At 62.9% G+C, this 23,525-nt stretch carries 22 protein-coding genes, 1 tRNA gene and 1 pseudogene; 10 read left to right on the top strand and 14 right to left on the bottom strand.

Features of this window, described 5'->3' with window-relative positions; translation table 11 throughout:
• Positions 1-155 precede the first annotated feature (155 nt).
• Entirely contained in the window at positions 156-1,226 is a 1,071-nt protein-coding gene (gene chvE / locus EJ077_RS25970; protein WP_208697383.1) for a multiple monosaccharide ABC transporter substrate-binding protein, read from the bottom strand.
• 292 nt (positions 1,227-1,518) lie between these two features.
• On the opposite strand from chvE, the gene EJ077_RS25965 reads away from it, so the two are divergent.
• The 3 genes from EJ077_RS25965 (at position 1,519) to EJ077_RS25955 (ending at position 3,964) form a co-directional block, all read left to right on the top strand.
• Positions 1,519-2,508 carry a LysR family transcriptional regulator gene (locus tag EJ077_RS25965; RefSeq protein ID WP_015319281.1) on the top strand — a complete coding sequence of 330 codons (990 nt, stop codon included), beginning with the start codon at positions 1,519-1,521 and terminating at the stop codon, positions 2,506-2,508.
• A 107-nt stretch (positions 2,509-2,615) separates the two neighbouring features.
• On the top strand, positions 2,616-2,960 hold the full coding sequence (locus tag EJ077_RS25960) for a protamine-2 (modular protein) (RefSeq protein ID WP_208697382.1): 345 nt from the start codon (positions 2,616-2,618) through the stop codon (positions 2,958-2,960).
• 242 nt (positions 2,961-3,202) lie between these two features.
• Positions 3,203-3,964: a Stf0 family sulfotransferase gene (locus tag EJ077_RS25955; RefSeq protein WP_208697381.1), complete on the top strand. Its 762-nt coding sequence runs from the start codon at positions 3,203-3,205 to the stop codon at positions 3,962-3,964.
• A gap of 64 nt (positions 3,965-4,028) precedes the next feature.
• Here EJ077_RS25955 and EJ077_RS25950 read toward each other — a convergent pair.
• From EJ077_RS25950 to EJ077_RS25910, 9 genes and pseudogenes are all read right to left on the bottom strand, one after another.
• Positions 4,029-4,102, bottom strand: a tRNA-Gly gene (locus EJ077_RS25950).
• Between the two features lie 74 nt (positions 4,103-4,176).
• Positions 4,177-6,087 carry an acyltransferase family protein gene (locus EJ077_RS25945; RefSeq protein ID WP_208697378.1) on the bottom strand — a complete coding sequence of 637 codons (1,911 nt, stop codon included), beginning with the start codon at positions 6,085-6,087 and terminating at the stop codon, positions 4,177-4,179.
• Between the two features lie 211 nt (positions 6,088-6,298).
• Complete coding sequence (locus tag EJ077_RS25940; protein ID WP_208697376.1) at positions 6,299-7,789, bottom strand: hypothetical protein; 1,491 nt, start codon at positions 7,787-7,789, stop codon at positions 6,299-6,301.
• A 231-nt stretch (positions 7,790-8,020) separates the two neighbouring features.
• Positions 8,021-8,722: a class I SAM-dependent methyltransferase gene (locus EJ077_RS25935; protein WP_208697374.1), complete on the bottom strand. Its 702-nt coding sequence runs from the start codon at positions 8,720-8,722 to the stop codon at positions 8,021-8,023.
• On the bottom strand, positions 8,715-9,698 hold the full coding sequence (locus EJ077_RS25930) for a glycosyltransferase family 2 protein (protein WP_172735008.1): 984 nt from the start codon (positions 9,696-9,698) through the stop codon (positions 8,715-8,717). The genes EJ077_RS25935 and EJ077_RS25930 overlap by 8 nt, the downstream gene beginning before the upstream one ends.
• A gap of 159 nt (positions 9,699-9,857) precedes the next feature.
• On the bottom strand, positions 9,858-11,288 hold the full coding sequence (locus tag EJ077_RS25925) for a sensor histidine kinase (RefSeq protein WP_208697372.1): 1,431 nt from the start codon (positions 11,286-11,288) through the stop codon (positions 9,858-9,860).
• On the bottom strand, positions 11,285-11,959 hold the full coding sequence (locus EJ077_RS25920) for a response regulator transcription factor (protein ID WP_208697369.1): 675 nt from the start codon (positions 11,957-11,959) through the stop codon (positions 11,285-11,287). Before EJ077_RS25920 ends, EJ077_RS25925 begins: the two co-directional genes overlap by 4 nt.
• Before the next feature lie 46 nt (positions 11,960-12,005).
• Positions 12,006-12,392 carry a hypothetical protein gene (locus tag EJ077_RS25915; protein WP_208697367.1) on the bottom strand — a complete coding sequence of 129 codons (387 nt, stop codon included), beginning with the start codon at positions 12,390-12,392 and terminating at the stop codon, positions 12,006-12,008.
• 178 nt (positions 12,393-12,570) lie between these two features.
• Positions 12,571-13,187, bottom strand: a pseudogene (locus tag EJ077_RS25910) (outer membrane protein).
• A 455-nt stretch (positions 13,188-13,642) separates the two neighbouring features.
• Between EJ077_RS25910 and EJ077_RS25905 the strand changes: the two are divergent.
• The 3 genes from EJ077_RS25905 to EJ077_RS25895 all read left to right on the top strand — a co-directional run bounded on the left by EJ077_RS25905 (position 13,643) and on the right by EJ077_RS25895 (position 15,780).
• Entirely contained in the window at positions 13,643-14,581 is a 939-nt protein-coding gene (locus EJ077_RS25905; RefSeq protein ID WP_208697365.1) for a hypothetical protein, read from the top strand.
• A 5-nt stretch (positions 14,582-14,586) separates the two neighbouring features.
• Positions 14,587-15,420: a galactosyltransferase Lgt5 gene (locus tag EJ077_RS25900; protein WP_135930348.1), complete on the top strand. Its 834-nt coding sequence runs from the start codon at positions 14,587-14,589 to the stop codon at positions 15,418-15,420.
• A gap of 96 nt (positions 15,421-15,516) precedes the next feature.
• Positions 15,517-15,780, top strand: a complete 264-nt coding sequence (locus EJ077_RS25895; protein ID WP_127278856.1) for a DUF6460 domain-containing protein — start codon at positions 15,517-15,519, stop codon at positions 15,778-15,780.
• Positions 15,781-15,783: 3 nt separating this feature from the next.
• On the opposite strand, the gene EJ077_RS25890 is transcribed toward EJ077_RS25895, so the two are convergent.
• Positions 15,784-16,686: a histone deacetylase gene (locus EJ077_RS25890; RefSeq protein WP_208697364.1), complete on the bottom strand. Its 903-nt coding sequence runs from the start codon at positions 16,684-16,686 to the stop codon at positions 15,784-15,786.
• A gap of 131 nt (positions 16,687-16,817) precedes the next feature.
• On the opposite strand from EJ077_RS25890, the gene EJ077_RS25885 reads away from it, so the two are divergent.
• A complete protein-coding gene (locus tag EJ077_RS25885) occupies positions 16,818-18,158 on the top strand; it encodes an MATE family efflux transporter (RefSeq protein WP_208697363.1) in 1,341 nt (446 codons plus the stop codon).
• Here EJ077_RS25885 and EJ077_RS25880 read toward each other — a convergent pair.
• Both EJ077_RS25880 and EJ077_RS25875 read right to left on the bottom strand, forming a co-directional pair.
• The gene (locus tag EJ077_RS25880) at positions 18,151-19,230 is read right to left on the bottom strand and encodes a quinone-dependent dihydroorotate dehydrogenase (RefSeq protein WP_208697362.1); all 1,080 of its coding nucleotides are present in this window, start codon (positions 19,228-19,230) and stop codon (positions 18,151-18,153) included. The genes EJ077_RS25885 and EJ077_RS25880 overlap by 8 nt on opposite strands.
• Entirely contained in the window at positions 19,227-19,577 is a 351-nt protein-coding gene (locus EJ077_RS25875) for a DUF952 domain-containing protein (protein WP_208697361.1), read from the bottom strand. The genes EJ077_RS25880 and EJ077_RS25875 overlap by 4 nt, the downstream gene beginning before the upstream one ends.
• Before the next feature lie 107 nt (positions 19,578-19,684).
• Here EJ077_RS25875 and EJ077_RS25870 point away from each other — a divergent pair, with 107 nt between their 5' ends.
• Together EJ077_RS25870 and EJ077_RS25865 are read left to right on the top strand one after the other, a co-directional pair.
• A complete protein-coding gene (locus tag EJ077_RS25870; protein ID WP_135916889.1) occupies positions 19,685-20,119 on the top strand; it encodes a hypothetical protein in 435 nt (144 codons plus the stop codon).
• Positions 20,120-20,240: 121 nt separating this feature from the next.
• Positions 20,241-20,900, top strand: a complete 660-nt coding sequence (locus EJ077_RS25865) for a response regulator transcription factor (RefSeq protein WP_127870796.1) — start codon at positions 20,241-20,243, stop codon at positions 20,898-20,900.
• A 17-nt stretch (positions 20,901-20,917) separates the two neighbouring features.
• Here EJ077_RS25865 and EJ077_RS25860 read toward each other — a convergent pair whose 3' ends face one another.
• A complete protein-coding gene (locus EJ077_RS25860; protein WP_208697360.1) occupies positions 20,918-22,426 on the bottom strand; it encodes an MFS transporter in 1,509 nt (502 codons plus the stop codon).
• Positions 22,427-22,558: 132 nt separating this feature from the next.
• Here EJ077_RS25860 and EJ077_RS25855 point away from each other — a divergent pair, with 132 nt between their 5' ends.
• Complete coding sequence (locus tag EJ077_RS25855; RefSeq protein ID WP_208697359.1) at positions 22,559-23,473, top strand: LysR family transcriptional regulator; 915 nt, start codon at positions 22,559-22,561, stop codon at positions 23,471-23,473.
• The last annotated feature ends 52 nt before the right edge of the window (positions 23,474-23,525 follow it).

The following is a 23,525-nucleotide window of genomic DNA, read 5'->3' as shown; positions in this document are numbered from 1 at the left end:
TCCTCCTAGACTTTCTTGTTTTTACGCAATTCCTGATGGAAAACCGCTGCGCACTTTTCCTGGAATTGCTCTAGGCCGGCGGAAACAATACCGGGGTCGCTTGTGAACGAAAAGGGGCCCTGCGTTGCGCAGGACCCCTGATTTAATAACCGGGATTACTTCAGGTCTTCGGCCTTGATGTAGCCGGAGTCGACGACCAGCGCCTGGTAGTTCGACTTGTCGACCTCATGCGGCGTCAACAGGATCGAGGGAACCACCTTGACGTCGTTGTTGTAGGTCTTTTCGTCGAGGCCGTCCGGCTTGCCGCCGGAGAGCACCTTGTCGACCAACTGCACGGTGGCCTTGGCCAGCTCGCGGGTGTCCTTGAACACCGTCGAATACTGCTCGCCCGAGATGATCAGCTTGACCGAGGCGGTCTCGGCGTCCTGACCGGTCACAATCGGCCAGGGCTGTGCGTCCGTGCCATAGCCGACGGCGCGCAGCGAGGCGGTGATGCCGCGCGACAGGCCGTCATAAGGCGACAGAACGCCGTCGACGCGGCTGCCGTCCGAGTAGTTGGCCGACAGAAGGTTGTCCATGCGCGCCTGGGCGGTTGCCGCCAGCCAGCGCAGCGTGCCGACCTTGTCCATGCCGGTCTGGCCGGACTTGATCTTGATCGAGCCGTCGTCGATCAGCGGCTGCAGGACGGAGATTGCGCCATTGTAGAAGAAGAAGGCGTTGTTGTCGTCGGGCGAGCCGCCGAACAGTTCGACGTTCCACGGCTTGGTGTTCGGGAAGCGCTCCTTGAGGCCCTTGACCAGCGAATTCGCCTGGATCACGCCGACGCCGAAATTGTCGAAAGTGGTGTAATAGTCGACATTGGCGGTCTTCTTGATCAGGCGGTCATAGGCGACGACGACGACGCCCGCGTCGTTCGCCTTCTGCAGCGCATCCGACAGGGTGGTGCCGTCGATAGAGGCGATGATCAGCGCCTTCGGACCCTTGGTGATTTCGTTTTCCAGCTGGCTGAGCTGGTTGGGGATGTCGTCCTGCGCATACTGCAGGTCGACAGTGTAGCCGAGCGCCTCGAGCTGGGATTTGACGGCGTCGCCGTCATTGATCCAGCGCTGTGAGGTCTTGGTCGGCATCAGCACGCCGACAAGACCCTTGTCGGCCGCGTGCGCCTGATAGCTCATGGCAGCGATGCCAAGGGCCGCGACGGCGGCCAGCGTCTTGATGATCTTCACATTACTCTCCCTGGTTGATGGACGCGACACCTCGGGGCTTCGCGGGCCGCGCAGCCAGACAGGAGCGCAAAGGCGCCACTCTCGGCTTTATCGATCTCCGGTATCCTCCCAATCGGCTCCGCGACGCAGTTTCAATCGATACGATTTTGTTCGTTACCGACCCTTGCATCTCGGAACGCGCGAAGGGTGGGTCCCTTTGCCATAACTGTCAAATGCGATCTTTGGTGGTTGCTATACCGAAACCGGTATGATCTAGCATGCGGAAAGGAACCGGCGGAAAGGCTGGAAGATCATGGCGGCGTTGCGCGATCCCGATGCGATTCCCGTAAGTTACGAGAAGCTCCCGGGAGACGGTGAGACGCTCCTGCGCAGTGGTTTGAGCTTGCGCCACATGCGCATGATCGCCGCACTCGACGATCATGGACGGGTGAGCGCGGCGGCCCAGGTCATGAACATCTCCCAGCCGGCCGCCTCGCGCATGATCGCCGAGATGGAGGCGGTCCTCGACGTAAAGCTGTGCGAACGGTTGCCGCGCGGCGTGACCCTCACCCCCTACGGCCAGGCGCTCGCCAGGCGGGCCCGCTCGATCCTGCTCGAGATGCGCGAAGCCGACCGCGAGATCGCCGAGCTCAAGGCCGGCAAGGGCGGCTCCGTGTTCCTCGGCGCCGTGACCGCGCCGGCGATCGAATTGGCCGTGCCGGCGATTCGCGAGATCCGCCGCATCTACCCGCGCATCGAAATCACCATGCAGGTCGAGACGTCGAACGTGCTCGCCCGCGAGCTGATCGCCTCGCGCCACGACTTCATCATCGCCCGCATTCCCGACGACCTCAATCCGCGGCTGTTCGAATCCCGTGTGATCGGCGTCGAAAAGGCTTGTCTGATCGTGCGCCGCGGCCACCCGCTCGCCGGTGGCAATGTGGTCAGGCTGGAAGACACCGCCGCTTATGACTGGGTCTTCCAGTCGGGCGGTTCGCCCTTGCGTCAGGCGATGGAAAGCAATTTCCTGAACCGCAACATCGCGCTGCCGGACCGGATCTTGAACACCAGCTCGCTGCTGCTGACGCTGGTCATGGTCGCGCAATCCGATGCCATCGCCCCGGTCTCGGTGCAGGTGGCGAAGTTCATCCAGAATCCGGACGGGCTTGCCGGCGCCATCGATGTCGTCCAGACCGAGTTCGACATCGAGGTCAGGCCCTACAGCCTGATCACGGTCAGGAATCGCGTGCTGTCGCCGGCGGCCAAGATGCTGCATGATTTCATCCTGCGCGAAGTGGGGTGATGGAACGAGAACAGCCGCGGAGCGTTCAGACCGATCGGCATGCGCGCTGGAGCCTGTTTCGGGCGAGGGAACGTGGTGTCGATGGTCAACAACTCGGGAGGTTTTTTATGGAACGTCGGTTGTTTCTTACTGGAATGCTTAGCGTTGCGGGGGCCGCGGCGTTTGCGAGCGTGGCCGGGCCGGGCCGCGCGGTTGCCGGTATTCCTCAGGGCACCGGAATTCTCAATGAGCTGGACAAGCCGGATCCCGCTGTCTTCGAAGGGAACGACGAGGTCGAACTGGAGCAGGTCTCCCATCGTCATTGGCATCACGGCCACCATGGCTACGATGGTCACTGGCGTCGTTACCATGGACGTCGCCGGGGCTGGCGGCGAGTTTGCCGCCGCTATTGGCGCCACGGCCGCCGCCATGTGCGCTGCTGGCGCGAGCGCGTCTGGCTCGGCGTCTGGTAATAGTCGGCTCATAGCTTACGCAAAGGCCGGCCACCATCGCGAGGCCGGCCTTTTGCGCATAGGGCGTGCGACGTTGATTAACCAAGTGTGATGTTGATGCGCTCGCATTTTGGCCTAGCCTGAGTCGAATCGACGGAACCATATAAGGCGCTGTTTAAGCGGAGCTTTGACATGCCGAGGGGCGATCAGGAAGAACGGCATTCTGCAATCGAGATCACGCGGGCCCCGGGCAATCCGCACGCATGAAAGGCGTGGCGATACTGACCGAAGCCCGTAGCGGCTCCGAATGGCTTGGCAGTCTCACAAACAGCACGGGATTGTTCGGCAACTCGGCCGAGTGGCTCGACACGACCAATCTGGGGTGCAAGCCGAAATCCTTCGATGACCTGCTGTCCGCCGTGATCGATCGCGGCGGGACCGCGAACGGCACGTTCGCCGTCAAGCTGTTTCCCCGGCACCTTCACTGGTCGCAGGCCAAATATGGAGCCGACTTCCTGGCGGAATGCGGCCGGCGCCATGCCATGGGTTTGGTCCTGCTGGAGCGGCGGGACCGTCTTCGCCAGGCGATTTCCTATTGCCGGGCGAAGGCGTCGGGCCATTGGAGAAGCACGATGGACGGCGCGGATCTGGCTCCGCAATACGACTTCGCCGGCATCTGCCAGGCCTATTTCCTGATCGAGCAGAGCTATGCCTTCTGGGTGGCTTACCTGCGGCTGGCCGATCTGCCATACGAGCACTTGTTCTATGAGGACCTGTTGGACGATCCTCGTCCGTACGTCGCGTCGGTGGCCCGGCAGTTGTCGATGGAAATGCCGGACGCAGATTTCGAGACGAATCTCCGCCTGCAGCGGGACGGCCTCACCGAAGATTGGGCGGAGCGGTTCCGCAACGACGTCAAATCGGAAGACCTGCTGGCGCATCTGCCCAAGAAGGTGGCGCCGCGGAATATCAACAACCTCGCCCGGTTCCTCCTCAAGAAGCAGATGCGAACTGGCCAGGCCTAGGCATCGTCGACGGTTCCACACTGGACAGGTGCAGGGCAGGCCAACGGACCTTTCGGCTTCAGGCTGGAGCGGGTAGCGGGAATCGAACCCGCGCGTTCAGCTTGGGAAGCTGACAGGCTACCATTACATCATACCCGCGCAGCAGCCTCGTTATCATGACGGCATGGCTTGGGGCAATCGCAAAGCAGTGTCACGACGCGGGCTTCGCCAACTCACCTGGTGACGGTCGGCGCTTGCTCCCTGACCTTTGCGACTTCGCCGCCGGCGGCGAAGCTCGGCCAGTATTTCGAGATGGCCAGCGTCGCGCCGGCGGAAGAGAAATGGCCATAGTCGAAATAGAGAAACTGCTTGCTGGTGGCATCCGCATAGGAACAGCCGGCGGCGTCGCACAGATAGGTAAGCGGATCGATGAAGGTCGCGCCTTTGGCGAAGGGCTGCACCTGCTTGTTGATGTCGGGATCCATGGCCATCGGCCAGGATGTGTTCACGGCGCCCTCGTGTTTTGCAAAGAAAGCGATCTTCTGGACGTCGGCGATGAACTCCGGAGACTGGCCGATGACATAGACCTTGACACCCATGTCGCGCAGCCGGTCGATCGTCGTCTGCAATCCGTCGAAGCCCCGTGCCTGGTAGTCCGTCCATCGTCCGCTCAGGATCACCGCCTGGATATTGGCATCGCGGATGATCGACAGCGCCCGTTCGTTGAAGCGGGTGCAGGCCGGCCGGGCATAGGAAAAATAGGACAGGTTGGGTGGGCAGCCGGCATAGGTATATTGGATGACGTTGGCCTGGATTTTCTGCGCGTTGGCCTCCAGGCCCGAAACGTAGTGAGCCGCGAAGGAATCGCCCCACAGCAGCACATTGGTGGGAAAGCCGTGCGTGCGCGTGCAGTCGGCAAGATTCCAATCCTCGATCCGGCTCGCACCCTCGTTGAAGCAGACGCCGTTGCGCCAGTCACCCACCAGGATGCGTTGCGTCGAGAAATCAGGGAACCGCTGCGGAAAGCCATTGCCGAGCACGCCGGCCAGACCGCCGACGCACAGCAGGGCAATCGCCGTCGCCGAAAAGGCGAAGATCGGCAGCGGGGCGGTGAAGGTTCGCTTCTGCCGGAAAGGCTGCTCGACATATTTCCACGAGAAGGTCGCCAGGGCGAAGCTGGCCACCGTCATCGCGACGATCGTCGGCACCGAGATGGCTTTCAGCGAGAGATAGTGGACGAAGGAATTGATCGGCCAGTGAACAAGGTAGAGCGAATAGGAGATGAGGCCGACCCAGACCATCGGAGGGAATTGTAGCACGCGCGTGGCGACAGGCACGGGCCGGCCGGGGTGATTCTGGCCCGCATAGATCAGCAGGGCGGTTCCGATGCAGGGAAACAGGGCGTTGTAGCCGGGAAACGGATCGCTCTCCGAAATCGTCAGGAAGCCGAATGCGAGCAGAGCAAAACCGGCCAGGCCGATCAGTTCCGTTGCCGGCCGGCTGGCAAGCGGCGGCGGCCTTTTCAGCATCAGCATGGCGCCGAGCGCCAGTTCCCAGATGCGTGTCGGCAAGAGGTAGAAGCCGGCGGTCGGCGCCAGCGTGGTCGCCATGACCGCCAAGGCAAAACTGCCGATGGTGATCGGCAGAAGTATCGTCAGCCAGCGCTTCGAGGCATACCGGTAGATCAGATACACAAGGATCGGCGCGAAAATGTAATACTGCTCCTCGACCGAAAGCGACCATGTGTGCAGCAGCGGCCGCAATTCGGCGTCGATCGAAAAATAGTTCGTCGTCTTCCAGAAATAGATGTTCGACCAGAAGGTTGAGGCCGCGATCACGCTGAGGCTGAATTCGTGCAGGTCCGACGGCAGCAGGATGAACCAGGCCGCAATGCTTGCAAGCAGGATGACGAAGGTCAGCGCCGGCAGGATGCGCCGTGCGCGACGCCAGTAGAAGCGTCCGATCGAGAACTGGCCGCGCTCGAGATCATCGAGCAGGCTGCCGCTGATCAGATAGCCCGATATGACGAAGAAGATGTCGACGCCGGTGAAGCCACCGGGAATGGCGGACACGCCGAAATGGAAAAGCACGACGGGCAGCACCGCAACGGCCCGCAGGCCATCGATATCACGCCTGTAATTCATTCGACCGGTCCGTATGCCGTGGCCGGCGATGGTCGTGCGGCGGAGCCTGAAATGCTCCTCATACGGCAATCCCCGGTCGTGCGAAAAATCGTGGCTCGTGGGTCCCACGGAATGTGCTCTGCAGCACAACTTTGCTGCACTGCAACATCCATGTCAAGACGAATGCCAGGCTTCGAACGCTGGCGACGCCGATTTGCCGGAACGGGATAAATCAGGCGCCGGGCAGGTAGATCACGGCGTAGTCGTCGGCATAGGCCCGCCTCCAGCCCAGTTCATTGAAGAAGGGGATGCGGGTGTCATCGGCTGTAAGCAGTGCCCAGCCGATGGCGTATTTCTTCAACTGGGCCTCGAGCAGCGGTTTGCCGCCGGTTTGCCCCGTCGCCTCATCCGTTTTCGTGAACCCGTCCTGGAACAATTGGTCCGTCCTGCCGTCTATATAGGTCTTGATGCCGTGGAAAATCAGCGTGCCGCCGAAATTGTAGGAGTTCATCACGTTGCCGGACAGGTGGTGAGCGCTGGCGAACGCAAGGGCGCCGCTGGCCGATGTCGTCGGGCTCGCTGCGACTTGGTAGGCGTTGTTGAGCGCAAGGATCGCGCCGACCAGCAACACGGCCGTCGCGCCGCAGAGCAGATGGAACCGGCTGGCGAAGAACTTTTCCAGTACGTCACGCTTTTCGCTCAGCCAGACGCCGGCTGACAGGGAGGGGTACTGGCGCGCGACTTCGACCGCCACCACCACGGGAACAAGCAGGAAGAACAGATAGACGAAGCGCTGGTGCGACAGGTAGACATGCAAGGTGAAGACGATGAACAACGCCTTGGCCCAGCCGATCCGCAGCCGTGACGTCATAAGCCCGAAAATCGCCACCAGTATCGCGGCTCCCTGGAGATCCTGTTCCTGGACATTGAACGGCCGCCACTCCAGGATCAGCGGCACTGCTTCATTGCCATGGGCGACGGTGAACGTGGCCAGAATGGCTTGCACACCATAGGGATGGATCAGGCTGACCAGTGGGCAGAGCAGGCCAAACGCAACCCACTTCGTCAAAAGAGCGGGTTTCGACAGGCCGGTGCGCGCCACGAGATCGAGACCGGCGAAGGCGGCGATGACGAAGCTCAAGGTGAAGGTAGCGTGCAGGTTGGCCCAGAGCACAACCAGCGCGAGGAGCCACCACGGCGGGGCCTTCTCCTCCGCCGATGCACGAAACAACACCGCCGTCCAGGTAACGATGATCGGCAAGGTGAAGACGTGGGGACGCGCCGTATAGACAGGTGCGATCAGGATGGCCAGGATGAACGTCAGCGCTACCGCCAGTACCGGCTTCAGCCACGCGCTGAGGAACCATGCCGTCACGGAGACTGTCAGCCCTATCGCGGCGATGATCAGCGTGGCGACACCATTCCATCCGCCGCTACGGTAGGCAAGGCTCAGAAAGACCTGCCCCAGCCATTCCTTTGCGATCCACGGATGCCCGGCAAAAGTGTAGGAATAGGAATCGACCGTTGGAAATGTCCGGTTTGCCAGGAAATCCAGCCCGACTTTCACGTGCCACCAGCTGTCGGGGTCCTTGAGGGTCGCGCCCGCGAATGGTGCCAATCCAGCAGCTGCAATGGAGGCGGCGAACAGGCAGAATATCAGCCTGATGCGCTGTGCGTCCTCAAGCCGCGACGTGGTCGGAACGATTGCCTCAGCCTGATTCATGTCGCGCTCCGGGCCATTTTGCCTCTATTCTTGTCAACCGATCGGGGGATCCGCGCCGCCGGCGGAGAACGAAACGGGCTTAGCTGGAATGAAAAGCGGCGGCGAACAGCCAGTTTCCCGCCAGACGAAAAAACGGTTTTCGATGAGATCCCCAGCCCGGCTGGAATGACCGCATATCCCAGCGTCGTGCTCAGCAGGCCGACGGCGTCAGATAACAGCATCCCCGGACAGTCAAACGAGCGGCTTGACCACATGCGCACAATATTGGGCTCCAATAGGTATCTTGGTCAGGAAACGCTCGAACGGCCGCAGCCTTGCAAGCAGTCTGGGAAAGAAAATCCGATAGACGATCCGAGTGCCGGAAAAACCCGCCGCGGCCATTCGCCTGCGTATCTCTGGCGAGCTTATCAGGACCGCGTTCTCGTCGAAGGCGCAATTCCTTACCGCGTGGGTGGTCAATGGATTCCACGGATTGTGCTCGAAGACAAAGAAACTGCCGCCATTGGCCAGCACCCTGCCAATTTCGGCGAACAATCCGATCTGAAGGTTTTCGGGGATGTGATGGAAAACGCAAGCCGCGAAGGCAAGGTCGAAGCTATGGTCGGCGAAGGGGATTGTCTGACCGTCGAAATGCGTGAACGAGGCCTGATCGGGGAAGCGCTTGCTGGCCATGTCTAGCGATTCCCGCGAAGGATCGAGCAGGACGATCTCGCTGTCGGGAAACGCTGCGCGCATATGGCCCAGCGAATTGCCGACGCCGGCACCGAAGTCGAGTATGCGACTGGGTTTCACGCCGGCCCGTCTCAGTGTCGCCGCGACATCGTCGATCTTGTATTTCGCGAAGAAGTCCGGCGTCTCGCCACTAAGCCTTATGCTCGCGGCATGCCGCTCCTGGTACTCGCGCGCAAACTGGTCGAATTCGGCCTCAAGCACGGGCGGCTCTCTTCGCCATCTCCTGCAGACGATGCGCGGGCAGACCCTGGGCTGGCTCGCTGCGCGAAACGATCTCGTTGACGAAATAGAGCGGCCGCCGCTTCGTTTCCATGTACATGCGGCCGAGATACTCACCGAAGATGCCCAGCACCAGAAGCTGCACGCTGCCCAGGATAAGCATGATCGCGGCAAGGCTCGTCCAGCCGGGCAGCACATTGCCGCGAGACCATTCGAACAGCGTATAGCTGAGCACGACCAGGCCGAGCAGGCCGAACATCATCCCCAGCAGCGAGGCAAAGCGCAAAGGCACGATCGAAAAGCTGGTCATTGCGTCGATCGCCAGAAGAACCATCTTCTTCAGCGGATAGTGGGTGGTGCCGGCAAAGCGCCGGTGCCGTTCATAAGGGAAGGCGACCTGCTTCAGCCCGATCCAGCTCACCATGCCGCGAATGAACCTGTAGCGTTCGGGCATTGCAATCAGATGGTCGAGCGCACGGCGGCTCATCAACCGGAAATCTCCGGAATCCGGTGCGATCTCGACATCGACCATCCTGCCGAGCAGACGGTAGAACATCGAGGCGGAGGCCAGCTTGAACCAGCTCTCGCCGTCCCGTTTCACCCTTTGGCCGTAGACGACGTCGAAGCCTTCATCCATCTTCGCCATCATCGCCCCCAGCAGTTCGGGCGGATCCTGGAGGTCGGCGTCGAGAATGAGAATGCGCTGGCCGCGGCAGAACTCCAGCCCGGCGCTCAAGGCGATCTGGTGGCCGTAGTTGCGTGCGAGATCGATGGCGACCACATGGTCGTCCTGTTCGGCCAGCTCGAAAATGGCCTCGCGGGTGCCGTCGGTCGCCCCATCGATGACGAGCACGATCTCGTAGGAGAGGCTTTGCGCGAGGCATACGGCGCCGACGCGTCGATGAAGCTCGGCCACGCCGGCGCGTTCATTGTAGCAAGGCACGACGACCGACAACATGGGTGCGCGGTGCGCGCCGATTTTTCCCGTTCCCGCCAAAGCCTGGCTCCCACTGTGGAAATGACAATAGCAGCAATTTGTTAGAAAACAGATAAATCAGGAGCCGGCGCAGCCACTGGCTGGCCCTCCTCAGGCATTTGGCGCCGTCAACGGCCCGGGTCACGAACGAACCGGCAGTTCCATGCGGATGCGGGCACCGCGCCATGAGCCCGCCAGGATCCGGATGGTCCCCTCGTGCAGCAGCGCGATCTGTCGAGCGAGGTTCAATCCCAGCCCAGCCCCGCGCGACTGCGGCTGCAGGCGATAGAAGGGCTCGAAGACATTCTCACGCTCTTCCACGGGAATGCCCGCGCCTTCGTCGCGCACCTCGATGCCACCCGTCCTGTCGATCGCAATCGTGATGGTACCGCCGCCGCCGCCATGCTCGATGGCGTTGCGCACGAGGTTGGCGAGCGCCCGCTCGATCTGCAGCACGTTGACTTCGACGCGTGTCTTGTCGGGCGACGGCTCGAAGGCAAGGTCGTAGCCGGCCTCGATGGCGAGCGGCGCGAAGTCGGCCGCCACCCGGCTGACGAGATCGTCGAGATTGACGATCTCGCGCTGGTCGGACGGGCGGTCGAGCAATTGATGATCGAGCAGTTGCTGTGCGAGATGCGACAGGCGCTCGATATCATGCAGCAGCCGCGTGCTTTGCGGCTCCTGCCGCAGCAATTCGGCGCGCGTGCGCAGGATGGCGATCGGCGTGCGCAATTCGTGCGCCGCGTCGGTAAGGAAACGGTTGTGCCGGTCGTATCCCTGCGCGAGCCGCGCCAAAGCCTCGTTGAAGGCATGCACCAGCGGCGCGATCTCCTGCGGCACGTGCTTGACCGGCAACTGCATCGCACGGGTGCCGATATCGATGCGCGCCGCCTGGCGGACGGTTTCGACAAGGCCGGCAAAGGAGCGGCGGACCACGGCCGGCGTCGTCACCAGTGTGGTGGCGCCCATGACGAGGACGATGGGCAACAGCAGGATCGCGATGACGAGCGCCAGCGCCGGCAGCGCGCGCTCCCAGTTCCTGCTGCCGTCCGGATATCGGGCGACCTCCACCGTGGCCGAAATGTTGATCTCGAGCCCGTCGGTCTCCTGGCGCGACGACTGAGTCGCGGCGACGATTCGTACCGCGCCGGCTTTGGTCGAAGCGTTTTCGATATAGGCTTCCGGCCGCATGTCCTTGTCGGAGAATCCGATCGTGGCGTGGTCTGCCTCGCCGAGCAGGCCGCCGAAGTCCTTGGTGTAGACATCCGGGATGGTGCCGGAACGGACGCTCTGCCCGCTATCGTCGCGAACGATGTACCAGACATTGGGGAAACTCTGGCGAAACGCGGTAAGCTCTTCCGTTTCTCGGACGATCAGTCTGCCGTCCTTGTCGCGGTCGACGGCATCCTTGACGGCCGCGACGGCAGCCTCGTTGTCGATGAGCAGGCTCGGATTGGCGATCCAAAGGGCTGCCGCGCACAGCACGATGAAGAGGAGCAGCGTCGCCGCCTGCAGCAGGATCAGCCGGCGGACCAGGACCCATTGCAGCGAGCGTGCGCGCACTTTCTTCACGAGGCTGCCCGCAGGAGATAGCCGAGATTGCGGATCGCTCGTATCTCGATGCCGGCGGCGACATCGTCGAGCTTGCGGCGTAGCCGCGAGACATGTGCGTCGAGCGCATTCGAGCCGATCTCGTCGTCCAGGGCGTAGACGGCCTCCTCGAGAGCGCTGCGCATGATGGTCCGGCCCGGCCGGCGGATCAGCGTTTCAAGCACCAGCCTTTCACGCCGGGGCAAATCGAGCGCGTGATCCTCGACCAGCGCCTCGCGATGGCGGAAATCATAGGTGAGGCGGCCGACCATCGTCTGGTTGGCCAGCGAGGTGAACGAGCGGCGGTGGAGCGCATGGAGCCGCGCGACGAGTTCCACCGTGGCGAAAGGCTTGACCATGTAATCATCGGCGCCGGCATCGAGCCCGGCGACCCGGTCCTCCAGCCCGCTCATCGCCGTCAGCGCGATCACCGGCACATCCAGATGCAAGGCGCGCAGGCGCGGGATCAGGCTGAGGCCGTCGCCATCCGGCAGCCGGCGGTCCAGCACCACGGCGTCGTGATGGCCCAGACGAGCCACGGCCTCGGCGTCGGCCAAGGTCGCGGCATGGTCGACGATGATGTCCAGGCGCTCCAGAGCGGCCTTCAGCACGGAGGCCATTTCCGGTTCATCCTCGATCAGCAGGACGCGCATTGGCGTTCTCCTTAGCGCGTGGCCGCGGGATTTGCGGCACGGCGGTTCACTCGCATTCCAGCTTCGGCCGGCGGAAATTGGTGATGAACCAGCGGCCGCCGGAAGCGCGGGCGTAAAATGTGTAGAAGCATTCCTGACGCTCGATATAGCCGGGCGTTTCGGTCTCTTCATAGACGGTTCCGTGTTTTGTGTGGCGAACCTCGCCGCTGGATGTCCCGGAAACCGCTGACGTCGAGACCTGGCGCCACTGATAGGCGCGTTCTCCCTGGCCGAGGTCGACGATCGCCGTTGGCGGCCCGTAATCCAGAACGACCGATTCGACCGGTAGTCCGACATAGTTCTTCATGATGTCGGAGGCGCAGCCCGCCAAGGCGAGCGCGATCGCAATGAACAATAGCTTGGACGTCCGTCGGTCGGGGCGATGCGTGGACATTGCTGATTCCCATGGTGAAAATTCACGCGGGGGACCTAGATTGCGAAGATTACATCGACATTGCGACAAGCATGGAATGCCCGAGGGGGACGTCCGCGTCCGGCCATCAATGCATCGACAACAAGACCGCGCGACGCCGTTGCGGCCATCGCGCGATCGAGGGCGGCCGCTTGCTGTTCTAGAACCGGTAGTTGATGCCGGCTTTCAACTCATGGCTGCCGATGGTCTCCTTGGACCTGCCAAGGGCCGATGTCGTTTCCACGTCGGGGTGCGGACATAGTCGTACTCGACCTTGGCCGAGAGGCCGCCGGCGAAGCCTTGCTCGATACCGGCGCCGACGAGGTAACCGACCTTCCATCCGTCGCTGCTGCTCACGCCGTCGCCCTTGTCGAACCTGGTCATGGCCACGCCGCCGGTTCCGAACAGCAGCGTCTGGTCGAAGCTCACGCCGGCCTTCGCCTTGGCCGCACCTCGCCATTTTTCCTTGATCTTGCCGCCCTGGACATTGTGCTCGGCGCCACCAAGATAGGAACCTTCGATCTCGGCGCCGAGAACCGCCGGGCCCATCTGCTGGTTGTAGCCGGCCTGGACGCCGCCGCTGAAGCCGTTTCGGCCGGCGAACGGGTTCGGCATTCCCGTGAATGCCGTGCCGCCATGGACGCCGACATAGGCGCCGCTCCATTGGAAGGCAGGAGGATCATTGTAGGCAGGCGAGAGGTCGGCGGCCATTGCCGGCCTGAGGAGGCAGACGGCAAGGGCACCCGCCGTCAGGACGATCTTTGCTTGAGGGGACACTGCATTACTCCAACACAAACGCGCATCCGCACCCGATGCGCCGGTTAACTGCTGAGGACCCTGACCATTGAGGTGGTCAGCTCCGATTGGTGTCTTTCAGGGATGGCCGCGCGGTTCTGGGACCGGCTTTCGCCGGCTGCGGTAGGGGTAGAGCGCCGCGCGGTCCGTCACCTGAAAGACGCCTGGTATCTCGCAAGTGAAAATTGCACGCACATTGCGCAAAACTGGAAAATGACGATTTTGTGCTTTATTTTCAATAAATTAAAATGAAATTGTTCACCCATATTTAAGAATTTTGAATCTCGGGCAGCCGGGAAACTCGATCACTTGTTTGACATGAACAGGTTTCCCAGTTGCCCGCCTCACGCGCGGAAGCGTACAAAATCCGACGGCAATCAGCCTTGAGGGTGGGGCTTCGGTTCGCTGGTGCCAGGGCAATTCGGGGGAATTTGCTTTTGCGAATCATTTATTTCCATTCGGACACGCATCCATACGACAAGGCGATCTACCCAGGTGTAGGCCCGGCCTTCGCCAGGCCGTTGTCATGGGAGGCTCGGCCGATCAGCCAGATGGGCCGGGGCGATTGCGAGGTTGCCGTCGTCGACAATCGCCTGGAGCCCGGAGACGTCGAGGTGCTGAAAGAGCACCTGGCGGTGCCCGCAAGCGACAGGCCCGCGCTCTTTTTCCGGATCAGCGATTCGGACATGCCGGAGACAACCAACCCCTATGTCAGGTTCATCTTCGATTGCGCCGACCATCCCGGCGTTCACTATGCCACGACCTATGATCCCGAGGGGCCATTCCTGGCATTCGTAAGGACGCTGAAAGTCTCTCGCGTGGTCCATTTGCCCTATCCCTACGATACCTCGCGGGAGGTCGAGATTCCCTTGGCCAGCCGTCGCCGCAGGGTCTTCCTGTCGGGCAGCAATTCCAGGACATTATACCCCGTGCGCTATGCCTTGCGTCGCCGGCGTGCGCGCTTTCCTTGGCTGCGACTGTTCATCTTCGACCTGAAGCACCCGGGATATCCCGAACATGGCAAGCCGCCCCGTCATGATTTCACGCATGCGCGCTACATCGGTCTTGCGGCGCAATTCACCCACTTCTTCCTTTGCGGGACGCGCTACAATGTCGAGCTGATGAAATATGTCGAATGCGCCTATGCCGGCTGCGTGCCAGTCGGGGTGCCGGCAGGCTCGCTGGATGCGGTGGCCAGGCGGTATTTTCGCCCATATGGCGGTCATGGGCTCGATCTCCTGAAGGACCTCTGCCAGCCCCTGCGGGAGCTCGAGGAACGGGCGGCTGGATACAGGGCGGCCATGCGTGCACTTCGGTCGCCCGCCAGGATCATCCGCGATTTCACGGCAGAGGTCAGAGGCATCGAGGGCAAGTGATCGACATGGACAGGCTACGTCCGGAGGCAGCGCTGGATGGCGCCATCGAACCTGTCGTCAATGCCGTCTGGATCGGAGCATCCCTGGACGACCTGCATGCCGCGTGCCTGCGTTCCTTCGTGCTGGCGGGCCACCGGGTGCATCTTCATTGTTACGACACCCCACGCAATGTTCCGCCCGGCGTCGAAACCGTCGACGCGTCGAAACTGATGCCAAGAGACCGGATCGTCTACTACAGGTCGAACGGAAGTCCGTCCCTCTTTTCAAATCTCTACCGCTTGAAGATCCTGGAAGCAGGGCTCGGCCTGTACGTCGATTGCGACGTGTTTTGTCTCAAGCCCATTCCGAAACAGGACCATATCCTTGGGTACCAGTCGAGTGACCAACTTAACGGCGCCGTGCTGAAATTGCCGGCCGGCAGCCAGACACTGCTTGAGATGCTGAAATTCGCGGAAGATCCATATTACATCGTGCCGTGGCTCAACCGCTCCAGGCTGATGCGCTACAGGTTGCGCAAATTCATCGGCCTGCCGATCCACATTTCCAACTATAGCTGGGGCAGGCTAGGCCCCGAGGCGCTCACCTATTTCGCCAGCAGAACCGGTGACATCGGTCACGCGGTGCCCATCGACGTCTTCTATCCGCTTAGTCACCATCAGGTCGCAATGCTGCTCGATCCGGACCTTTCGCTTTCGGATATCGGCACGCCGCGTACGCTGTGCATTCATCTGTTCGACCATACGCTCCGCCAGTGGATGATCGGCCGCACCGTTCCACAGGGCTCGCCTCTGGGGCAGATGCTTGAGCGCTGCGGGCTTTACACGGCAGCCGGGCGCTAGCAACGGTCCTGGCTCGCTCCGGCTTGCTGGATGGCCGCCAAGCACGTATCTCTTGGCCGTGCCCATGAGTCCGGGCATCTCAATCGGGAGACGGCCTTGTCCGCACTGACGCGCTTTCTCGGCGACTCGCCGCTCAGGGTTGTCCTGAAACTGCTGGTGGTATCCTTTCTCGTCGGCCTGGTCATGAACGCCTTCGGCTGGTCGCCGATGGACGTGTTCTACGGTATCCAGAAGTTCTTCATCGACCTTTGGAATCTCGGCTTCCACGCCATCGACCGCTTCCTCGGCTACATCCTGCTCGGCGCCGCGATCGTCGTGCCGGCCTTCATCCTGCTCAGGATCGCCAACTATCGGAAATGACCTTCAGGCGTAGTCCGAGGCGACCTCGAACAGGATGGCGTGGCGCGCGGCAAGTGCCGGCACATCGGTGGAATAGCCGCCGCCGATGACACCGCAGACAGGAATGCCGAGCGCCCGAAAATGACCGATGACCATCTCGTCGCGGGCGCGCAGGCCGTTGTCGGAAAGCGCCAGCCTGCCGAGCCGGTCCTCGGCATGGACGTCGACGCCGGCATTGTAGAAGACGATGTCCCAACGCGCTCTGGCCGACAGCTCCGGCAGGATCGCGGCCAGCCTTTCGACATAGGCGGCGTCGCCCGTGCCGTCGGGCAGCGCGACGTCGAGGTCCGAGGCGATCTTGCGTGTGGGGTAGTTGCGCTCGCCATGCATGGAGAAGGTGAACGCGCGTGGCTCATCGCCTAGAATATCCGCCGTTCCGTCGCCCTGATGCACGTCGAGATCGACCACCAGGATGTTGTGTGCGGCGCCCTCTTCCAGCAGAACCAGCGAGGCGACGGCGACGTCGTTGAAGGTGCAGAAGCCGGCGCCTTGCGCGCGCCGCGCATGATGGCTGCCGCCGGCGGTGTTGCAGGCGATGCCGTGGCGCAAGGCAAGCCGCGCCGCCGCCACCGTACCGCCGGCGGCAAGCTGGGCACGCAGCGAGACGCGCGGGCCGACCGGAAAACCGATCTCACGCTCGATTTTTTCAGGCACGGCGCAGTGGATGACCTGGTCGACATAGTCCGCCGCGTGGGCAAGCCCCAGCCATGACGCAGGCGCGGCTTCGGCTGTGTTGAGCGCCCCGGGGCTGGCCAGGCCGCGTGCCCGCAAGGCCTCCATCAGCAGTGGATATTTGCTCATCGGAAAGCGATGGTTGGTGGCGAAGCCGGCGTCGTAGTCGGGGTGGTGGACGATCTGCAGGGGCATCAACTGGGTCGGACGGTTTCACGCCAGAGCGGGATTTCGGTGGGCCGTCGCGGAAGGACGATTGCGCGGTGGCCGGAAAATGGGGCACATCGGTTCCCCGATCAAGCCGCAATCAGCAAGGCAGCAATCCTTTGGACAACGGTGCCATCCCAGCCGACGCCGGAGCCTTTTCGGTCACCAACCGCTCGGTGCTTGCCATCGCCGTGCCGATGACGCTGGCCTATCTGACGACGCCGCTGCTCGGCCTGGTCGATACGGCTGTCGTCGGCCAGTTCGGTGATGCCGCCCTGCTTGGCGGCCTGGCGGCCGGCGCGCTGGCTTTCGACGTCGTCTTCACCACGTTCAACTTTCTGCGTTCGGGCACCACAGGCCTCGTCGCCCAGGCCTTCGGGCGTGGGGACGCCCTTGAGGAACAGGCGGTGTTCTGGCGCGCCGTGCTGATCGCGGTCGTTGCCGGCGTCGTGCTGGCAGCGCTTTCGCCGCTCATCGCCGTAGGCGCCCAGTGGTTCATGGATGCCGGCCCACGCGTCAGCGAGGCGATGGGCGTCTATGTCAGGATCAGGCTGCTCGCCGCCCCATTCTCGCTGATCAACTACGCCGTCCTCGGATACGTGCTGGGGCGCGGCGAGGGCGGGCTCGGGCTTGTCCTGCAACTGGTGCTCAACGGCATCAACATCGCGCTCTGCTTCCTGCTCGGCCTTGAACTTGGCTGGGGCGTTTCCGGCGTCGCCTGGGCAACCGTCACCGGCGAATTCCTCGCCATGCTGCTTGGTCTCGCGATCGTGGTGCGCCGGTTCCGATCCAGCCCGCCCTTGCCTCGCCACCGCCTGCTCGACATGGCCGCCTTCCTGCGCATGCTGTCGCTCAACCGCGACATCATGATCCGCTCGTTCTCGCTGCTTGCCGCCTTCGCGCTGTTCACCCGCCAGGGCGCTGAGTTCGGCACGGTGACGCTCGCCGCCAATGCGGTGCTGATGAATTTCTTTCTCGTCGCCGGCTATTTCCTCGATGGTTTTGCTACCGCCGCCGAACAGCTTGCCGGCCGCGCCATCGGCGCGCGGGCGGCACTGCCCTTCCGGCAGGCGGTGCGTCTGACCCTGTTCTGGGGCTTCGGCTTGGCCGGTGGCGCTACATTGGTGCTGTTGCTGGCGGGTGCCAATCTGGTCGCTGTCGTGACGACATCGCAGGAGGTCCGCGCGGTGGCCGATGTGTATCTGCCGTGGGCAGCGTTCACGGCGCTGAGTGGCGTGCTCGCCTTCCAGATGGATGGCGTCTTCATCGGCGCGACCTGGTCGCGCGACATGCGCAACATGATGCTGTTGTCATTCCTCGTCTTTGCCGCCGCGCTGATCACGCTGGCGCCCGCCTTCGGCAATCACGGCCTGTGGGCGGCGCTGCACGTTTTCCTGCTGGTGCGGGGATTGAGCCTGCTGACAATTCTGCGGCTGCGGATGCAAACCGCGTTCAGCTGAGCGGCTTCGACGCCCATCGATCGAGATGACTGTCGCGCAACTCGCGGATCGACCTGAGTTTCTCTGACTCGGCAAAGCGCGCCATACCGGCGACGATCCGGCCCGGCAGCGCCGGTCCCGCATAGATCATGCCGGTGTAGAGCTGGACGAGATCGGCGCCGGCACGGATCTTTTCCAGTGCGGTTTCGGCGGAGTTGACGCCGCCGACGCCGATGATGGCCATGTCCGGCCCGACGAGCTTGCGCATTTTTGCCAGCACGATGGTCGAGCGCTCGAACAGCGGCTTTCCCGAAAGCCCGCCGGTCTCCCGCGAGGCATTGCCGCTGCGCAGCGCCGGCCGGGAAATCGTGGTGTTGGAAACGATGATGCCGTCGATCCTTTTCTCCATGACTTCGGCGGCGATATCCTCCAGTTCGGCCTCGACCAGATCCGGCGCGATCTTGAGGAAGACCGGCTGCCGCGCGATTGCTGTGGCACGCGCGGCCATGACGCGGGACAAAAGCTCGCCAAGCTGTTCTCGCGCCTGCATGGTGCGCAGCCCGGGCGTGTTGGGCGAGGAAATGTTGACGGTGAGATAGCTGGCATAGGCAGCGAAGCGGGCGACGCCGCGCTCATAGTCGCCGACGCGGTCGGTGCTGTCCTTGTTGGCACCGATGTTGACGCCGACGATGCCGCCGCGCCCCTTGCGCGCGGCAAGGCGTTTTTCGGCCGCTGCGTGGCCCTCATTGTTGAAGCCCAGCCGGTTGATGACGGCTTCATCCGATGTCAGCCGAAAGATGCGCGGCTTGGGATTGCCGGCCTGCGGCAGCGGGGTGACGGTGCCGACCTCGGCGAAGCCGAAGCCCAGCCCAAGCAGCGCGTCGGGCACCTCGGCGTTCTTGTCGTAGCCAGCCGCCATGCCAAGCGGATTGGGGAAATCGAGACCGCAAAGGCTGATCTGCAGCCTTGTATCGCGTACCGTCCGCGCGCCGACCGGCAGGCCGCAGCGCAATGCCGCGATCGACAAGCCGTGCGCGGTTTCCGGATCGAAGGTGAACAGCAGCTTCTGGCCGATCCGGTCGAGCACGCTCATTGCCCCTCCAGGGCCGGGAACTGGTGGCTACCGTCGGCACCGAGCGGCAGCGGCTTGACCCACAGCACCGCCTTCGGGTCGAGCACGCCGTAGAGATGCGGAAACAGCGCGCCGCCGCGCGAGACCTCGTACTTCAGCGCATCACCCAGGCTGGTGCCGTCGACGGCGACCAGCAGAAGGTCGGTCTGGCCAGAAAAATGCTTTGCCGCGGTTTCCCCGGCCTGCTCTGCCGTCGAGAAATGGATGAAGCCGTCGGCGATGTCGATTGGCGCTCCCGTGAAGCGGCCATTGGCTTCGGCCTCGCGCCAAGACGCTTGCGGAGTTATCTTGTAGATTATCTGTGACATGGTTGCGCTATAATCCGAACCAGTCGTGCGGGGAAGGCCAGGCCAAGGGTCTTCCCCATTTCCGGCGCAAAGATGCGATATTTCAGGCTTTGGCCATGGAGGACGACATGCGTCTGCAGCACATCTTGATCCCCGCCGCGCTCGTTTCACTGGTCGCGGCTTCAGCTTATTCGGAAGAAACGGACCGCTACCGGCTGGAAAAGTCGGCCACCGGCTATATCCGCATGGATACGCAGACCGGCGCGATGTCGATCTGCGAAGAGCGTTCGGGCCAGCTCGTCTGCAAGATGGCGGCCGATGAACGCGCCGCTTACCAGGACGAGGTCGACCGCTTGCAGACCTCGATGAAGGCAATGGACGAGCGCGTCACCAGGCTCGAGAACTCGCTCTCGGCCCGCCTCGAATCGAAACTGCCGAGCGAGGAGGATTTCAACAAGACGATGAGCTACATGGAGCGCTTCCTGAAGGGCTTCATGGGCATCGTCAAGGATATGGACAAGGACAGCGGCGGCGGCGCCCAGCTCAACTCGCAGAAGACTTGAGCGCTGGAGACGAGGAAAACGCGGCGCGTTGGCTTTGCCGCTTGAAAACAGCGCGCTGCCCCTCATAATCGTCCGACTGATCCCGCAAAAAGCAGTAAATCGGGGATTCGGGGAGGGACATTTGCCGTCAGGCTATTCTTTCGTCATCGCCGACGATCATCCGCTGTTTCGCGGCGCCCTGCGCGAGGCGCTTGCCGGCATCGGCAATGTCACCGCCATTCACGAGGCCGGCGATTTCGAGAGTGCCAAGGCGCTGGTCGTGGCCAATGAAGATGTCGATCTGGTGCTGCTCGACCTGTCGATGCCTGGCGCCAGCGGCCTCTCCGGCCTGATCTCGCTGCGCGGCATCCATCCGGCGGTGCCGCTGGTCGTGGTGTCGGCGCATGACGATCCGGCGACCATCCGGCGCGCGCTCGATCTCGGTGCTTCCGGTTTCATCTCGAAGTCGGCAAGCATGGAGGAAATCCGCGGCGCGGTGCAGTCGGTGCTTGCGGGCGATATCGCGGCACCCGTCGGCGTCGATCTAGGCGTCGAACGCGATCCCGAAATATCGGACCTGATCAAACGGCTGCAGGCGCTGACGCCGCAGCAGACCCGCGTGCTGGGCATGCTGGCCGAGGGCCTGCTCAACAAGCAGATCGCCTATGAGCTCGGCGTCTCCGAGGCCACGATCAAGGCGCATGTCTCGGCCATATTGCAGAAGCTCGGCGTCGACAGCCGCACCCAGGCGGTGATCCTGCTGTCCAAGATCGGCAGCGACCCGCTGCAGCCGGCGGGCTGAGCGCCGGCGTTCTCGGCTCAATCGGAACACTCAACTTCGGCTCGCCGCACCGGCCGGACGCTGAAAACCATGAAACTGACGGCGGCCATGATCCAGACGCCGATGCCGCCATAGAGCATCACCCAGCCAAAGCCATCTCGCAGCGCGTCGCGGGCGATCGGATCAGGCAGACCAGGGATGGGATTTCCGGCTGCGATCCCTTCGGCGGCGAGACGCAGCTGGGCGGCATCGAGGTCGGGCAGCGCTTGGCTGAGATGTGCCAGCACGCCGCTTGCAAGGATGAAGCCCATCACCGCTATGTTCAGCGCCAGCGAAACCATGCGGGCGCTCATGTCGATGCCCGACGCCATGCCGGCGCGGTTGCTCGAAACCGAACCCGTCGTCGTGTTGGTGACGGGCGTGTTGGTGATCCCGAGGCCGGCTCCGGCGATCAGGCAGCCAGGCAGCATCGTCAGCCAGCTGGCCTCGGCGGCCGCGCTGCCGAACTTCATCGCGATGAACCCGACGCCGATGACGGCGAGCCCCGCAGGGATGACGACGCCAGGCTGGTAGCGCAGCGAAAGCCGCTCCGCCAAGGGCGGCATCATGAGCGTCGGCAGTGTGTAAGCGAGCAAGGCAAGGCCGGTGGAAAGGCCGTCATAGCCGAGCCCGGCATGGAACCAGATCGGTAGGTAGACCATGAAAGGCCAGTAGGAGAGGTTCATCGCCGCCGAGCCGACGATGGCGCCGGAAAACGGCCGGATCCGGAAGACCGAGAAATCAAACATCGGCCGCTTGCTGATCCTTTCGGCGATGAGGAAGGCGATGAAGCTCGCCATCGAGACACCGAGGATCCCCAGTGCCGTCGGACTGGCGAAACCGAGATCCGGTCCTTGCGTGATGTAGAAAACGAGGCAAAAGACCGACGGCGACAGCGTCACGATGCCCGCCAGGTCGAGCTTGCCCGCCTGTGGATCTTTCGATTCATGGACGCCGGTCAATGCCAGCACAAACGCCACGACTGTTGTCGGCACATGGATGAGGAACACCCATTCCCAGCTCGAGACCGCGACGATGCCACCACCGACGATGGGCCCGAAGCCGAGACCGACACCGAAGATGACGCCCCACCAGCCCCAGGCCACCGCGCGCTCGCGGCCTTCCCTGAATTCGTGCGACAGCACGGCGAGCTGGCAAATCAGCATCGCGCCGCCGCTCAGGCCCTGCAGAAACCGGGCGACGATCAAGGTCGATACGTCGTCCGCCAGGCCGCAGATCAGCGACGTCAGGCCGAAGGCGGCGATGGAGACCAGGAAGAGGCGCTTGCGCCCGTAACGGTCGGCGATGGTGCCGACCGTCATCAGCACGGTGGTGACCGCGATCGTGTAGGCGTTCATCACCCACTGCAATTGCCTGAAGTCCGCGTGCAACACCTCTTCCAGCGTCGGCAGGATGGCGGGAATGCTTGAAATTTCCAGCCCGAACATCAGGCATGCCAGGCAAGCGGCAAACAGGACGACGATGCCTCGGCGGGTGAGGACAGCCATGGTCAAACCTTTCGAATTCCCAGGCGCGGCAATCTGCTGACGCCTGCCATGCACTGCACAGTTAGGGCAGGCTTGATCATTTGAAAATTGCATGGTTGGCTATTTCAGTGACAACAAAGCGAGATAGCTGACATGACGCTGGACGTAGATGCGGTGAAGGCGTTCGTCACCGTTGCGGATCTCCGCAGCTTCACGCGCGCCGCCGAAGCGCTCGGCAGCACGCAAGGCGCGGTCAGCGTCAGGCTGAAGCGGCTTGAGGATCGGCTTGGCCAGAAACTGATCGAGCGGACGCCCCGGCTGGTCCGACTTTCCACGCGGGGCGAAATATTCCTGGAGCCGGCACGCGATTTCCTTGCCGCGCACGACCGCGCCGTCGCGAGCCTGACCGCCGTCCGCCGCCGCTTCAGGCTCGGCATCGCCACCCATGTTGGCGGCGCGGAGGTTCCGACCCTGCTGGCGCGGCTCAACGCGCATGATCCTGCGCTCACCATCGAGGTTCGACTCGATGATTCACGCGATCTGCTCGACGCGTTCGACCGGGGCGAGCTCGACGCGGCGATCATCCGCCGTGAGGACGACCGTCGCGATGGCGAGGTGCTGGCGCCGGAGCATTTCGGCTGGTACGCCGCTCCGGGTTTCGTCCACCGGGCCGGCGAGCCGCTGCACCTGGCCGCATCCTCGCCATCTTGCGGCATCCGCAACATCGCGACCGGCGCGCTCGACGCGGTCGGAATTCCCTGGACGGAAGTGTTCCTTGGCTGCGGCTCCTTTGCGGTGGCCGAGGCTGTCACGGCCGGCCTCGCAACATCGGTCTTTTCCTGCCGGCTCGCGCCGCCCGGAACGATCGAGGTCAGCCGGAAATTCGGCCTGCCGCCGCTGCCGGCATCCGAGATCGCGCTGCTTTCGACGCTTTCGGACATCAAGTCGCGCGAGGCGCTGCGCACGCTGGCCATGGCCTTTCGCGAGCATCGCCCGCCGGCAGCGGCTACCGCCACGCGGCCCCGGTTCCGCAACTCGCAAGGGGCCGACAATCTGTCCGACGCGTAAGTCCCACGCCCGTTTCAGCGATGATGGCCGGATTGCGTCGTCTGACGTTAAC

The organism is Mesorhizobium sp. M8A.F.Ca.ET.057.01.1.1 (genome assembly GCF_003952565.1).
GTDB lineage: Bacteria > Pseudomonadota > Alphaproteobacteria > Rhizobiales > Rhizobiaceae > Mesorhizobium.
This window is presented reverse-complemented; position numbering and strand designations above follow the sequence as displayed.

Excerpts from the sequence above, each read along its gene's own strand:
- EJ077_RS25920 (WP_208697369.1), bottom strand. The coding sequence starts at position 11,959 with ATGCGCGTCCTGCTGATCGAGGATGAACCGGAAATGGCCTCCGTGCTG.
- EJ077_RS25880 (WP_208697362.1), bottom strand. The coding sequence starts at position 19,230 with ATGAGCGTGCTCGACCGGATCGGCCAGAAGCTGCTGTTCACCTTCGAT.
- EJ077_RS25915 (WP_208697367.1), bottom strand. The coding sequence starts at position 12,392 with ATGTCCACGCATCGCCCCGACCGACGGACGTCCAAGCTATTGTTCATT.
- EJ077_RS25955 (WP_208697381.1), top strand. The coding sequence starts at position 3,203 with ATGAAAGGCGTGGCGATACTGACCGAAGCCCGTAGCGGCTCCGAATGG.
- EJ077_RS25940 (WP_208697376.1), bottom strand. The coding sequence starts at position 7,789 with ATGAATCAGGCTGAGGCAATCGTTCCGACCACGTCGCGGCTTGAGGAC.
- EJ077_RS25960 (WP_208697382.1), top strand. The coding sequence starts at position 2,616 with ATGGAACGTCGGTTGTTTCTTACTGGAATGCTTAGCGTTGCGGGGGCC.
- EJ077_RS25860 (WP_208697360.1), bottom strand. The coding sequence starts at position 22,426 with ATGGCTGTCCTCACCCGCCGAGGCATCGTCGTCCTGTTTGCCGCTTGC.
- EJ077_RS25965 (WP_015319281.1), top strand. The coding sequence starts at position 1,519 with ATGGCGGCGTTGCGCGATCCCGATGCGATTCCCGTAAGTTACGAGAAG.
- EJ077_RS25875 (WP_208697361.1), bottom strand. The coding sequence starts at position 19,577 with ATGTCACAGATAATCTACAAGATAACTCCGCAAGCGTCTTGGCGCGAG.
- EJ077_RS25945 (WP_208697378.1), bottom strand. The coding sequence starts at position 6,087 with ATGAATTACAGGCGTGATATCGATGGCCTGCGGGCCGTTGCGGTGCTG.
- EJ077_RS25930 (WP_172735008.1), bottom strand. The coding sequence starts at position 9,698 with ATGTTGTCGGTCGTCGTGCCTTGCTACAATGAACGCGCCGGCGTGGCC.
- EJ077_RS25900 (WP_135930348.1), top strand. The coding sequence starts at position 14,587 with ATGGACAGGCTACGTCCGGAGGCAGCGCTGGATGGCGCCATCGAACCT.
- EJ077_RS25890 (WP_208697364.1), bottom strand. The coding sequence starts at position 16,686 with ATGCCCCTGCAGATCGTCCACCACCCCGACTACGACGCCGGCTTCGCC.
- EJ077_RS25870 (WP_135916889.1), top strand. The coding sequence starts at position 19,685 with ATGCGTCTGCAGCACATCTTGATCCCCGCCGCGCTCGTTTCACTGGTC.
- EJ077_RS25855 (WP_208697359.1), top strand. The coding sequence starts at position 22,559 with ATGACGCTGGACGTAGATGCGGTGAAGGCGTTCGTCACCGTTGCGGAT.